Genomic DNA, 14,858 nt, shown 5'->3' on the forward strand with positions numbered 1-14,858 from the left:
GGAGTTCGGGTAGATGGCCGACGAAAAGAAGCTCGTCGATTACCTCAAGCGGGTTACCGCCGATCTGCACCAGACCCGGCAACGGTTGCAGGAAGTCGAGCAGGCACAGCACGAACCGGTCGCCATCGTCGGAATGGCGTGCCGCTTCCCCGGCGGTATCGCGTCCCCCGACGACCTGTGGCGGTTCGTGACGTCCGGCGGCGACGCGATCTCGGAGTTCCCCGCGGACCGGGGCTGGGACGTCGAAGCGCTGTACGACGCCGACCCGGAACTGGCAGGGAAGACCTACACGCGCCACGGCGGCTTCCTGCACGACGTGGGCGGGTTCGACGCGGACTTCTTCGGCATCTCGCCGCGTGAGGCGCTGGCGATGGACCCGCAGCAGCGGCTGCTGCTGGAAACCTCGTGGGAGGCGCTGGAACGGGCCGGGATCGACCCGGGCTCGTTGCGGGGCAGCCGCACCGGCGTGTTCGCCGGCGCGATCGCCCAGGAGTACGGTCCGCGGCTGCACGAGGCGCAGGACGGCACCGAGGCCCACCTGTTCACCGGCACCACGACGAGTGTGGTCTCCGGCCGGGTCGCCTACACGCTGGGCCTGGAAGGCCCTGCCGTCACCATCGACACGGCGTGCTCCTCCTCGCTCGTCGCACTGCACATGGCCGTCCAGTCGCTGCTGCGCGGCGAGTCCTCGCTGGCGCTGGCCGGTGGCGTCACGGTGGTGTCCACGCCGGGCATGTTCCTCTCGTTCAGCAGGCAGCGCGGGCTGGCCCCCGACGGCCGGTGCAAGGCGTTCTCCGCCACGGCCGACGGGTTCGGCCCGGCCGAGGGCGTCGGCATGCTGGTGCTGGAGCGGCTTTCCGACGCCCGCCGCAACGGGCACCGGGTCCTGGCGGTCGTACGCGGCTCGGCGGTCAACTCCGACGGCGCGAGCAACGGGTTGACCGCGCCCAACGGCCCGTCGCAGGTCCGGGTGATCCGGGCGGCGCTGGCCAACGCACGCCTCTCGGCACGCCAGGTCGACGTGGTCGAGGCGCACGGCACGGGAACCACCCTCGGTGACCCGATCGAGGCGCAGGCGATCATGGACACCTATGGGCAGGACCGTGCCCACCCCCTGCTGCTCGGCTCGTTGAAGTCCAACATCGGGCACGCCCAGGCCGCCGCCGGTGTGGGCGGTGTGATCAAGATGGTGCTGGCCCTCCAACACGGTGTGCTGCCCAAGACGCTGCACGTCACCGAACCCTCGACACACGTCGACTGGTCGACCGGTGCCGTCTCCGTGCTGACCGAGCAGGCGGAATGGCCGCAGACCGGCGAGCCGCGGCGTGCCGGGGTGTCCTCGTTCGGCATCAGCGGCACCAACGCGCACGTGGTGCTGGAGCAGTCGCCCGCGGCCGAGACGTCCCCGGAGCCTGTTGCGTCCGGCGTACTGCCCTGGGTGCTGTCGGCGCGCGGCGAGGCGGCGCTGCGTGACCAGGTCGCCCGCGTCCTGTCCTATGTGGACGACAACCCCGGGCTGAACCCCGTGGACGTCGGCTTCTCCCTCGCCACCGGCAGGTCCTCCTTCGAGCACCGCGCGGTGCTGATGGCTGCCGACGCCGCCGACTTCCGGAAGGGCCTGGCCGGACTGGCCCGTTGCGTGACGGAACCCGGCGTGGTGCAGGGCACCGTGGCGGACCACCGCGCGGTGTTCGTTTTCCCTGGTCAGGGCGCTCAGTGGGTGGGCATGGCGGTGGAGCTCTTGGACTCCTCGCCGGTGTTCGCGGAGTCGATGCGGGCGTGCGCTGAGGCTCTTGCGCCGCACGTCGAGTGGTCGTTGCTGGACGTGCTGGGCGATGCTGAGGCGTTGGAGCGGGTTGATGTTGTTCAGCCTGTGCTGTTTGCGGTGATGGTGTCGCTGGCGGCGTTGTGGCGTTCGTATGGTGTTGAGCCGGCCGCTGTGGTGGGGCATTCGCAGGGTGAGATCGCGGCTGCGTGTGTGGCGGGTGCGCTTTCGCTTGATGATGCCGCGCGGGTGGTGGCGCTGCGGAGCAAGGCGCTGCTGGCTCTGTCCGGCCGGGGCGGGATGGTGTCTGTCTCGTTGCCGGCGGGTGAGGTCGCCGGGCGTCTTGAGCGTTGGGACGGTCGGATCTCCATCGCTGCGGTGAATGGCCCGGGTTCGATTGTCGTCTCCGGTGACGTCGACGCGCTGGATGAACTCCTTGCCGATTGTGAGGAGTCCGGGGTTCGGGCTCGTCGCATCCCGGTGGACTACGCGTCCCACTCGGCGCATGTGGAGGAGATCCGCGAGGAGCTCCTGACGATCCTGGCGGGTATCGCTCCGCGCCCGTCGCAGGTGCCGTTCTTCTCGACGGTGTCGGTGGAGCGGATCGACACCAGTGTGCTGGATGCCGAGTACTGGTACCGGAATCTCCGGCAGACGGTCCGGTTCGAGGAGACCGTGCGTGCCTTGGCCGATCAGAGCCATGGGGTATTCGTCGAGATCAGCCCGCACCCCGTGCTTGCCGTGGCCGTACAGGAGACCGCTGAGCGGGCGGTGGCCGTCGGTTCGCTGCGCAGGGGCGAGGGCGGCTTCGCACGCTTCCTGGAGTCCCTGGCCGAGGCGCATGTTCACGGCATCGACGTCGACTGGTCGGTGATGTTCCCCGGCGGTCGCCGGGTGGAACTGCCGACGTACGCCTTCCAGCGGCGGCGCTACTGGCTGGAGAGCACGCACCCCACGACCGCGCAGGACCCGGTGGACGCCCGGTTCTGGGACGCGGTGGAGCGCGCGGACGTGGCGGAGCTGACCGCCACCCTCGGCATAGCGGCCGAGACCCCGATGACCGAGGTCGTACCGGCGTTGTCGGACTGGCGTCGGGGCCGTCACCAGTTGGCCGCCGCGGAATCCTGGTGGTACCGGGTGGTGTGGCGCCCGGCCGCCGAGCCCGCCGCCGCGGCACTGACCGGCTCCTGGCTGGTGCTCGTCCCGGCCGCGCTGGCCGAGGACGAACTGACCACCACCATCGGCGCGGCACTGACCGGACACGGCGCCGAAGTCGTGCTGCTGCCGGTGGCCGACACCGACCGCGCCGACCTCACCGAGCGCCTTCGCACCGTGTTGGCGGACGGAGCGCCTAACGGAGTGCTGTCCCTGCTGTCCCGCGACGGGCGGCTGTGGCCGAACGTGGTGGCCGCCCAGGCACTGGGCGACGCCAAGGTGGACGCGCCGCTGTGGTGCGTGACGCAGGACGCGGTGGCCCCCGGACGGTCCGACCGGCTGCGCAACGCGGACCAGGCACAGATATGGGGCTTCGGCCGGGTCTTCGGCCTGGAGCACCCGCAGCGCTGGGGCGGCCTGGTCGACCTGCCGGAACTGGTGGACGACCGGACGCTCGCCAGGCTGGTCGGCGTACTGGCCCGGCACGGCGGCGAGGACCAGTTCGCGGTCCGCGAGGGCGGAGTGTTCGTCCGCCGTCTGGAACACGCCGGTGGAGCGCGCGCCGCCCAGTCGTGGCAACCGCGCGGCACCGTCCTGATCACCGGCGGCACCGGTGCGCTCGGCACGGAGATGGCGCGGTGGCTGGCCGCCAACGGCGCCGAGCACCTCGTGCTGGCCGGCCGCCGAGGCCCCGACGCGCCCGGCGCCGCCGAACTCGCCGCCGAACTGGGCGACAAGGTGACCATCGCCGCCTGCGACGTCGCCGACCGCACCGCGCTGGCGGCGCTCCTCGGCGGCATCCCCGCCGAGCGCCCGCTGACCGCGGTGGTGCACGCGGCCGGCGTGCTGGACGACGGGCTGCTCACCGCACTCACCCCCGACCGGGCCGAAGCCGTGCTGCGTCCCAAGGTGGACGCCGCCCGGGCCCTGCACGAGCTGACCGCGGACCTCGAACTCGACGCCTTCGTCCTGTGCTCCTCGGTCGCCGGTGTCTGGGGCAACGGCGGCCAGGCGGCATACGCGGCCGCCAACGCGTTCCTGGACGCGCTGGCGCAACAGCGCCGGGCGGCGGGCCTGCCCGCCACGTCGATCGCACTGGGCCTGCTCGCCGGTGGCGGGCTGGCGGAGGGCGCCGGCGAACAGCACCAACGCCGCCTCGGCCTGCGCCCGATGGCACCCGGCACGATCGCGTCCGCCCTGGCAGAGGCCGTGTGCCGCAACGAGTCGGCGCTGCTGCTCGCCGACGTCGACTGGTCGACCTTCGTCCCGGCGATGGGTGCCGTCCGGCCGCTGTCCCTCGTGGACGAACTCCCCGAGGCGCGCATGCTGCCGGCCGTGGAGAAGGTGGAGCTGCGCGACTGGCTCGAAGGGCTGTCGGAAGCCGAGCAGCAGCGGTTGCTGCTGGAGCTGGTGCGTTCGCAGGTGGCGGCGGTACTGGGCCATGACCCGTCCCAAGGCATCGATGCATCGAGGGCCTTCCGCGAGCTGGGCTTCGATTCGCTGACCGGCGTCGACTTCCGCAACCGGCTCGGCGCGGCCACGGGGCTGACCCTGCCCGCCACCCTGGTGTTCGACCACCCCACCCCCATGGTGCTGGTGGACTTCCTGCGCGGTGAGATGCTCGGCCTGGCGCAGCAGGCGCCCGCCGCCGCGGTCACCCAGGCAGTGGTCGACGACCCGATCGCGATCGTGGGCATGGCCTGCCGGTTCCCCGGTGGGATCGGCTCACCGGAGGACCTGTGGCAGCTGGTGTCCGAAGGTACGGACACGGTGGGCCCGTTCCCGTCCGACCGTGGCTGGGACCTGGCCGGGCTGTACCACCCGGACCCCGAGCACCCGGGCACCACCTACACCCGCGAGGGCGCGTTCCTGGAGGGTGTCGAGCGGTTCGACCCGGAGTTCTTCGGGATCTCGCCGCGTGAGGCGCTGGCGATGGACCCGCAGCAGCGGCTGCTGCTGGAGACCTCGTGGGAGGCGTTCGAACGGGCCGGGATCGACCCGACCTCGGTGCGCGGACGCCAGATCGGGGTGTTCGCCGGGACGAACGGTCAGGACTACGCCGAACTGCTCGCCGAGACCCCGGAAGGCGCCGACGGCTACCTGCTGACCGGCAACGCGGGCAGTGTGATGTCCGGCCGGGTCTCGTACGTCTTCGGGCTCGAAGGCCCCGCGGTGACGGTGGACACGGCGTGCTCCTCGTCGCTGGTGGCGCTGCACCTGGCCGCGCAGGCACTGCGACAGGGCGAGTGCGAGCTGGCGCTCGCCGGTGGTGTGACCGTGATGTCCACCCCGGGCGCGTTCCTCAAGTTCAGCCGTCAGCGGGGACTCGCGTCGGACGGTCGGTGCAAGGCATTCTCGGAGGCGGCGGACGGCACCGGCTGGGGCGAGGGCGTCGGCATGCTCTTGGTCGAGCGGCTCTCCGACGCCCGCCGCAACGGGCACCGGGTGTTGGCCGTGCTGCGGGGCTCCGCGGTGAACCAGGACGGCGCGTCCAACGGCCTGACGGCGCCGAACGGTCCGTCGCAGCAGCGGGTGATCCGCCAGGCACTGGCCAACGCGCGGCTGACCCCGTCGGACGTGGACGCGGTGGAGGCGCACGGCACCGGCACCCGGCTCGGTGACCCGATCGAGGCGCAGGCGCTGCTGGCCACGTACGGCCAGGACCGGCAGGGCGACCGGCCGCTGTGGCTCGGGTCTGTGAAGTCCAACATCGGGCACACCCAGGCCGCCGCCGGTGTGGCCGGTGTGCTGAAGATGGTGTTGGCGATGCGGCACGGTGTGCTGCCGCGGACGCTGCATGTGGATGCGCCGTCGTCGAATGTCGACTGGTCCGCCGGTGCGGTTTCGCTGCTGACGGAGCGGGTTGACTGGCCCGATGCGGGACGGCCGCGTCGGGCTGCCGTGTCGTCGTTCGGGGTCAGTGGCACCAATGCGCATGTGATCTTGGAGCAGGCTCCCGCCGAGGACCAGGACGCGGACGAGATCGCTGCCGAGGCGCCTGTGGTTGCCGGTGGTGTGGTGCCGTGGGTGGTGTCGGGCAAGTCCGAGGCCGCGTTGCGTGCGCAGGCGGCGCGGTTGCTGTCGTACGTGGACGCCACGCCTGGGTTGAACCCGGTCGATGTGGGGTCCTCGTTGGCGACGACGCGTGCCGCGCTGGGTCATCGTGCGGTGCTGGTCGGCGGGGGTCGGGACGACTTCCGCAGTGGGCTGGAAGCGTTGGCTTCGGGGCGTTCGACCGCGGGCACGGTGGTGGACCGGGCCGGTGAGGGCCGGTTGGCGTTCCTGTTCAGCGGCCAGGGTTCGCAGCGGGTGGGGATGGGGCGTGAGTTGTATGAGTCCTCTCCGGTGTTCGCGGCGGCGTTGGACGGCCTGTGTGCGCGCTTCGACGCCGAACTCGAACGTCCCCTGAAGGACGTGATGTTCGGCGACGGGGACGGCGTTGGCGAGAGCGAGTTGCTGGCTCAGACGGCGTATACGCAGCCTGCGTTGTTCGCCGTTGAGGTGGCGTTGTTCCGGTTGGTGGAGTCGTGGGGCGTCCAGCCCGACTTTGTGGCGGGGCACTCCATCGGTGAGTTGGCGGCGGCGCATGTTGCGGGTGTGTTGTCGCTGGAGGATGCCTGCACGCTGGTGGCGGCTCGTGGTCGGCTGATGCAGGAGTTGCCGTCGGGTGGTGTGATGGTGGCGGTTCAGGCGTCGGAGGACGAGGTCGCGCCGCTGCTGGTCGAGGGTGTGAGTGTCGCTGCGGTCAATGGTCCGATGTCGGTTGTCGTCGCGGGTGATGAGTCCGCGGTTCTGGAGATCGCTGCCGGTTTTGAGGGGCAGGGTCGTAAGGTCAAGCGGCTCGCGGTCAGTCATGCGTTCCATTCGCCGCATATGGACGGGATGTTGGAGGAGTTCCGGAAGGTTGCGGAGGGGCTGGAGTATGGGGCTCCGCGGATTCCGGTCGTGTCGAATGTGACTGGTGCGGTGGTGTCGGGTGAGGAGATCGGCACTGCGGATTTCTGGGTTCGGCATGTTCGTGAGGCTGTTCGGTTTGCTGATGGTGTCGGGGCGTTGGAGGGGTTGGGCGTTTCGACGTTTGTGGAGTTGGGGCCGGATGGTGCGCTGAGTGGTTTGGTGCAGGAGTGCTGTGTCGCCGAGGGGGTGGCGGCGGTTCCGGTGTTGCGTAGGGGCAGGGGTGAGGTGCGGTCGTTGTTGACCGCTGTGGCCTCCGCGTATGCGCGTGGTGTGTCGGTGGACTGGTCGCAGGCACTGGGGAACGCCCGTCGGGTGGATCTGCCGACGTATGCCTTCCAGCGGGATCGGTACTGGCCCGAGGTTCGGGTGCGGTCGGCTGCGGTGGAGAAGTCCACCGTGGACTCCTGGCGGTACCAGGTCACCTGGAAGGCTGTCGCCGGAGAGTCGGACGCCACGCTGTCCGGACGCTGGTTGGTGGTACTGCCCGCCGGCGAACGGGAGGTCGCCGCTTCGGTCGTACGCGCCCTGGCCGAGCGTGGTGCCGACACCGTCGTCGTCGAGCCGGGTACCGAGGACCGCGCCGCCATCGCAGCGCGGATGAGGGCCGAGACCGCCGGCGCGCCGTTCACCGGAGTGGTGTCGATGCTGGCACTCGACGAGGAACCCGCCACAACAATGCTGCTGGTGCAGGCACTTGGTGACGCCGGTATCGCCGCGCCGCTGTGGTGCCTGACCCGTGGTGCGGTGTCCACCGGCCCGGCGGACCGGCTGGCCAGTCCGGCGCAGGCGCAGCTGTGGGGCCTGGGCCGGGTGGCCGCACTGGAGCACGCGGACCGTTGGGGCGGCCTGATCGACCTGCCGGAAGCCCTGGACGACCGGATGGCCGAGTGGCTGGTGGGCGTGCTGAAGGGCACCGGCGAGGACCAGGTGGCGCTGCGGGACTCCGGCGTGCACCTGCGCCGCGTGGTGCGGGCGCCGGCCGTCGGCACGTCGTCCACGGAATGGCGGCCGACCGGCACCGTGCTGGTCACCGGTGGTACCGGTGCGCTGGGCGCGCGGGTCGCGCGCTGGCTGGCCGAGAACGGGGCCGAGCACCTGGTGCTCACCAGCCGTCGCGGCAGCGACGCGGACGGCGCCGTGGAGCTGGAGGCCGAACTGCTCGCGCTGGGCGCCAAGGTGACCCTCGCGGCCTGCGATGTGGCCGACCGCGATGCGCTGGCGCAGCTGCTGCGGCAGCTGACCGCCGAGGGGGCCCCGATCCGGGCGGTGGTGCACACCGCCGGCGTGCCCCACTCCGGTGTCCCGCTCACCGAGCTGACCGCGACCGAGCTGGCCGGGGTGCTGTCGGCGAAGGCGGACGGTGCGGCGAACCTCGATGCCCTGCTGGCCGACGAACCGCTCGATGCCTTCGTGCTGTTCTCGTCGGTCGCGGCGATCTGGGGCAGCGGTGGGCAGGCCGCCTACGCGGCGGCCAACGCCTTCCTGGACGGCCTGGCCCAGCAGCGCAGGGCGGACGGCCGGGTGGCCACGTCGGTGGCGTGGGGGCCGTGGGCCGGCGGTGGAATGGCCGCCGCGGGCGACATCGAGGAGCAGCTCCGCCGCCGCGGACTGCCGGCCATGGCACCGGACACCGCGATCGAGGCGCTGGCCGGGGCCTTGCAGCGACGGGACGACGTCGTCGCGGTCGCGGACGTGGACTGGGACCGGTTCCTGCCCGGTTTCACCACGGCCAGGACCAGCGCGCTGTTCGCCGAGTTGCCCGAGGCGTCGCGACCGGCGGAGTCGGAGTCGGGGACGGAAGGGGAGTCCACCGGGTCGGAGCTGTCCCGGCAGCTCCAGGCACTGCCCGAGAACGAGCAGCACCGGTTGGTGCTGGAACTGGTGCGCGGGGAGGTCGCGAACGTCCTCGGCCATGCCCGGCCCGACTCCGTGGCGGCCGACCGCGCGTTCAAGGAGCTCGGCTTCGACTCGCTGACCGCGGTGGAGCTGCGCAACCGCCTGTTCCAGGTGACCGGGCTGAAGCTGCCGGCCACGCTGGTCTTCGATCACGCGACGCCGGTCGCACTGGCCGAGCACCTGCGGTCCGAACTGGGCGCCGGGGACACCGGCACACCGGGACTGGACGAACTCGACCGGTTGGAGGCCGCACTGTCCACCGTGTCCGCTGACGACACCGCGCGGGCGGAGATCACCAACCGGCTGCGAACGCTGCTGGCCAAGTGGGACGTCCCGGTCGAAACGGATGAGGTCGAGCAGAAGATCAAGTCGGCGAGCGACGACGAGATCTTCGACTTCCTCGGCGAGGAGTTCGGCATCTCGTGACCGGACAGCGAAACGTTTTCTCTAGGGGGCTGGCGTAAATGGCGAACGAAGACAAGCTGCGGCACTTCCTCAAGGAAGTCACCACCGAACTGCACTCGACTCGCCAGCGCCTGCGCGAACTGGAGTCGGAGGAGCAGGAGCCCCTCGCCATCGTCGGCATGAGCTGCCGGTACCCCGGTGACGTGGAGTCGCCGGAGGACCTGTGGCGCTTGGTCGACGAGGGCCGGGACGCGATCACCGGGTTCCCGGACGACCGCGGCTGGGACGTCGAAGCCCTCTACGACCCGGACAACGAGCGGCCCCGCACGACGTATGCGCGCGAGGGGGGCTTCGTCACCGACGTCGCGGACTTCGACGCCGAGTTCTTCGGGATCTCGCCGCGTGAGGCGCTGGCGATGGACCCGCAGCAGCGACTGCTGCTGGAGGCGTCCTGGCAGGCCCTCGAAGGGGCCGGGATCGACCCGGCCTCGTTGCGCGGCAGCCGGACCGGGGTGTTCATCGGGGTGTCCTTCTCCGGCTACGGCGCGAGCATGCACCAGGCGCCGGGCGGCACCGAAGGCCACCTGCTGGCCGGGAACGTCACGAGCGTGGCGTCCGGCCGGATCGCCTACACGTTCGGCTTCGAAGGCCCCGCGGTGACGGTGGACACGGCGTGCTCCTCGTCGCTGGTCGCGCTCCACCAGGCAGGTCAGGTGCTGCGCCAGGGCGAGTGCGGTCTGGCGCTGGTCGGCGGGGTCACGGTGATGCCGACGCCCACCGTCTTCACCGAGTTCAGCCGTCAGGGCGGGCTCGCGCGGGACGGTCGGTGCAAGTCGTTCGCGGAGGCGGCGGACGGCACCGGCTGGGGCGAAGGCGTCGGAATGCTGCTGGTCGAGCGGTTGTCCGACGCCCAGCGGAACGGCCATCGGGTGCTCGCGGTGGTGCGTGGCACAGCCATCAACCAGGACGGTGCGAGCAACGGACTGACCGCGCCGAGTGGCCCTGCCCAGCAGCGGGTGATCCGCCAGGCATTGGCCAACGCGGGGCTCACCCCGTCCGATGTGGATGCCGTCGAGGCGCACGGCACCGGGACGACGTTGGGCGACCCGATCGAGGCGCAGGCGCTGCTGGCCACGTACGGCCAGGACCGGCAGGGCGATCGGCCGCTGTGGCTCGGGTCCGTGAAGTCCAACATCGGGCACACCCAGGCCGCCGCCGGAGTCTCCGGCGTGATCAAGATGGTGCAGGCACTGCGGCACGGTGTGCTGCCGAAGACCCTGCATGTGGATGCGCCGTCGTCGCACGTCGACTGGTCGTCGGGCGCGGTGTCGTTGCTGACGGAGCGGATCGCCTGGCCGGAGACCGGCGACCCGCGACGCGGTGCGGTCTCCGCCTTCGGGGTGAGTGGCACCAATGCGCATGTGATCTTGGAGCAGGCCCCTGCCGAGGACGCGGGCGAGGACGCGGGCCAGGGCAAGGGCAAGGCCGCTGCTGAGGCGCCTGTGGTTGCCGGTGGTGTGGTGCCGTGGGTGGTGTCGGGCAAGTCCGAGGCCGCGTTGCGTGCGCAGGCGGCGCGGTTGCTGTCGTACGTGGACGCCACGCCTGGGTTGAACCCGGTCGATGTGGGGTCCTCGTTGGCGACGACGCGCGCCGCGTTGGGGCATCGTGCGGCGGTGGTGGCCGAGGACGTCGCTGAGTTCCGGGAGGGGCTTGCCGCGTTGGCTTCGGGTGCTTCGGCGTCCGGGGTGGTGCGTGATGTGGTGTCCGAGGGCCGGTTGGCGTTCCTGTTCAGTGGTCAGGGTTCGCAGCGGGTGGGGATGGGGCGTGAGTTGTATGAGTCCTCTCCGGTGTTCGCGGTGGCGTTGGACGGCCTGTGTGCGCGCTTCGACGCCGAACTCGAACGTCCCCTGAAGGACGTGATGTTCGGCGAGGGGGACGGCGTTGGCGAGAGCGAGCTGCTGGATCAGACGGCGTATACGCAGCCTGCGTTGTTCGCCGTTGAGGTGGCGTTGTTCCGGTTGGTGGAGTCGTGGGGCGTCCAGCCCGACTTTGTGGCGGGGCACTCCATCGGTGAGTTGGCGGCGGCGCATGTTGCGGGTGTGTTGTCGCTGGAGGATGCCTGCACGCTGGTGGCGGCTCGTGGTCGGCTGATGCAGGAGTTGCCGTCGGGTGGTGCGATGGTGGCGGTTCAGGCGTCGGAGGACGAGGTCGCGCCGCTGCTGGTCGAGGGTGTGAGTGTCGCTGCGGTCAATGGTCCGATGTCGGTTGTCGTCGCGGGTGATGAGTCCGCGGTTCTGGAGATCGCTGCCGGTTTTGAGGGGCAGGGTCGTAAGGTCAAGCGGCTCGCGGTCAGTCATGCGTTCCATTCGCCGCATATGGACGGGATGTTGGAGGAGTTCCGGAAGGTTGCGGAGGGGCTGGAGTATGGGGCTCCGCGGATTCCGGTCGTGTCGAATGTGACTGGTGCGGTGGTGTCGGGTGAGGAGATCGGCACTGCGGATTTCTGGGTTCGGCATGTTCGTGAGGCTGTTCGGTTTGCTGATGGTGTCGGGGCGTTGGAGGGGTTGGGCGTTTCGACGTTTGTGGAGTTGGGGCCGGATGGTGCGCTGAGTGGTTTGGTGCAGGAGTGCTGTGTCGCCGAGGGGGTGGCGGCGGTTCCGGTGTTGCGTAGGGGCAGGGGTGAGGTGCGGTCGTTGTTGACCGCTGTGGCCTCCGCGTATGCGCGTGGTGTGTCGGTGGACTGGTCGCAGGCACTGGGGAACGCCCGTCGGGTGGATCTGCCGACGTATGCCTTCCAGCGGGAGCGGTACTGGTTGGACTCCGGTGTGGATGTGGCGGATGTGTCGTCGGCGGGTTTGGTGTCGGCGGAGCATCCGTTGCTGGGTGCGGCGGTGGAGTTGCATGAGGGGTTGGTGTTCACCGGGCGGTTGGCGGTTTCGACCCATGGGTGGTTGGCCGATCACGTGGTGATGGGTTCGGTGTTGTTGCCGGGTACCGCGTTTGTGGAGTTGGCGGTGCATGCCGGTGTGCGGGTCGGTTGTGGTCTGTTGGAGGAGCTGACCCTTGAGGCGCCGTTGATCCTGCCGGAGCGGGGCGGTGTCCAACTGCGCGTCACCGTCGGCGAACCGGATGAGTCCGGCCGGTGCTCGCTCGCTGTCCACTCACGTGCCGAGAACGGCGCGACGACATGGACCCGCCATGCGTCCGGCGCGCTGAACGCGGACGCGCAGCCGGTACCCATCGTGCCCGGCGCCTGGCCGCCCGCCGATGCGGAGGCCGTCGACCTGGCCGGCCTCTACGACGACCTGGCCGCGGCCGGACTCGGCTACGGACCGGCGTTCCGCGGGCTGCGCGCGGCGTGGCGGCGCGGCGACGAGGTGTTCGCCGAGGTCGCCCTGCCGCAGGCCAACCAGGCCGACGCGGCCCGGTTCGGGCTGCACCCCGCACTGCTCGACGCCGCACTGCACGCGGTGCGGTTGGGAGATTTCTTCGCCGGCTCCGACGGCGCCCGTCTGCCCTTCGCCTGGCGTGATGTGTGCCTGCACGCAGCAGGTTCCGGCGCCGTGCGCGTCCGTATCGCGCCTGCGGGCCGGGATGCGGTGTCGCTGACCGTGTCGGATCAACTCGGCCGGTCGATCGCCTCCGTCGAGTCGCTGGCGTTGCGGCCGGTCTCGGCCGAGCAGCTGCGTGCGGCCGACGCGGCGACACGCGACGCGCTGTTCCGCGTCGACTGGACGACGGTGCCGACGCCGTCCGCCACGACGAGCCGTTGCGCCGTCGTCGGGAACGGCGACTTCGGGCTCGACGCAACCCGGTACGCGGATCTGGCCTCCCTTGCTGCGTCCCAGGCGGCTGGTGGCGGGTTGCCGGAGCTGGTGTTCGTCGCCGGAGAACCCGGTGCATCAGGCCACCCCGGTGCATCAGTTCAACCCGGTGCATCCGGTGCATCCGGTGCATCCGGCGAGCGTGGCGACGACGCGCACGCGGCCGTGCATCGGGCGCTGGCGATGGTGCAGGAGTGGCTGGAGGAGGAGCGGTTCGCCTCGTCCCGGCTGGTCGTGCTGACCCGGGGCGCGGTGGCGACCGGCGCCGACGGGGACGTCGCCGACCTCGGCGGCGCCACGGTGTGGGGTCTGCTCCGCGCGGCACAGTCGGAACACCCGAACCGGTTCGTGCTGGTGGACCTCGACGAGCACGCGACCTCGCGCGGCCTGCTGCTCGCCGCGGCGGCCAGTGGTGAACCACAGCTGGCCGTCCGCGAGGGCGCCCTGTACGCCCCACGACTGGCCAGGGTGGCGCTGCCCGCCGAAGGCGTCCGGCGGCCGTTGGACCCGGCGGGCACCGTGCTGATCACCGGCGCCACCGGTGCGCTCGGCGGGCACGTCGCCCGCCACCTGGTGACCGCGCACGGCGTTCGGCACCTGCTGCTGACCAGCCGCCGTGGCGAGGCCGCCGCCGGTGCCGCCGAACTCGTCGCGGAACTCGCAGAGTTGGGCGCCGAGGCGCGAATGGCGGCCTGCGACGTGGCCGACCGGGACGAGCTGGCCGCACTGCTGGACGGAGTCCCCGAAGCGCACCCGCTGACCGCCGTCGTGCACGCGGCAGGCGTGCTGGACGACGGTGTGCTGGAGTCGCTGACCCCGGAGCGGATCGACGCGGTGCTGCGGCCGAAGGTGGACGCGGCGCTGCACCTGCACGAGCTGACCCGCGACCTCGACCTGGCCGGGTTCGTGCTGTTCTCCTCGGCGTCAGCCACCTTCGGCAGCGCGGGCCAGGGCAACTACGCCGCGGCGAACGCGTTCCTCGACGCGCTCGCCGTCCGCCGCCGGGCGCTGGGCCTGCCCGCCGTGGCGCTGGCATGGGGACCGTGGGCGGACGGCGGCATGGCCGACGCCTTGGACGAGGCCGATCGCGCCCGGATGGCACGCCTCGGCATGGTGCCGCTCTCCGCCGACCAGGGACTGGCACTGCTGGACGCCGCGCAGTCCGTCGACGAGGCGGTGCTGGTACCGATCCGGCTCGACACCGCTGCCCTGCGCACCAAGGCAGGCGGGGTGCCGGCCCTGCTGCGCGGCCTGATCCGCAGCTCGGCTCGGCCGACGGTCAGCGCCACCGAAGGCCCCTCGCTCCGCGAGCGGCTGGCCGCACTGACCGACGCGGAACAGGACCGACTGCTGCTCGACCTGGTCCGTACGCACTCCGCCGCCGCCCTCGGCCACAGCACGTCGCACGCGGTCGACGCCGGGCGCGGATTCCTGGAGCTCGGCTTCGACTCGCTCACCGCGGTGGAACTGCGCAACGGACTCAGCGCGGCCACCGGCCTGCGACTGCCCGCCACCCTGCTGTTCGACTACCCGACGCCGAGCGCCCTCCGCGACCATCTGCGCGCGGAGCTGGCACCGCAGGAAACGTCCGTCGCCGCGCCGGCACTCGCCGAGCTCGACCGGCTGGAAGCCCTGCTCGCGGCCGTCCCGGGAGACGACGACGCACGCACCGCGATCACCACGCGGCTGCAGCGCCTGCTGTCGAACTGGACCAGCCCCGGCGAACAACCGGAACACACCACCGACGACCTCTTGTCGGCCAGCGCCGAGGAACTCTTCGACGTGCTCGACCGAGAGTTCGGCAGGTCCTGACGTGATCAACGCATACCGTCCCACCGCCGCAAGGAGCTGACGCC

General features: G+C 71.2%; 2 protein-coding genes. Both read left to right on the forward strand.

The features are described 5' to 3' along the window. The first annotated feature begins 13 nt into the window (after positions 1 to 13). The gene (locus JNO44_RS27025) at positions 14 to 9,199 is read left to right on the forward strand and encodes a type I polyketide synthase (protein ID WP_205366449.1); all 9,186 of its coding nucleotides are present in this window, start codon (positions 14 to 16) and stop codon (positions 9,197 to 9,199) included. 56 nt (positions 9,200 to 9,255) lie between these two features. After that, a complete protein-coding gene (locus JNO44_RS27030; protein WP_478219203.1) occupies positions 9,256 to 14,814 on the forward strand; it encodes a type I polyketide synthase in 5,559 nt (1,852 codons plus the stop codon). Positions 14,815 to 14,858 lie beyond the last annotated feature (44 nt).

It is taken from the genome of Streptomyces noursei (assembly GCF_016917755.1).
Classification (GTDB): domain Bacteria; phylum Actinomycetota; class Actinomycetes; order Streptomycetales; family Streptomycetaceae; genus Streptomyces; species Streptomyces yunnanensis.

Coding starts and splice junctions, on each gene's coding strand:
- JNO44_RS27025 (WP_205366449.1), top strand. CDS start 14: ATGGCCGACGAAAAGAAGCTCGTCGATTACCTCAAGCGGGTTACCGCC.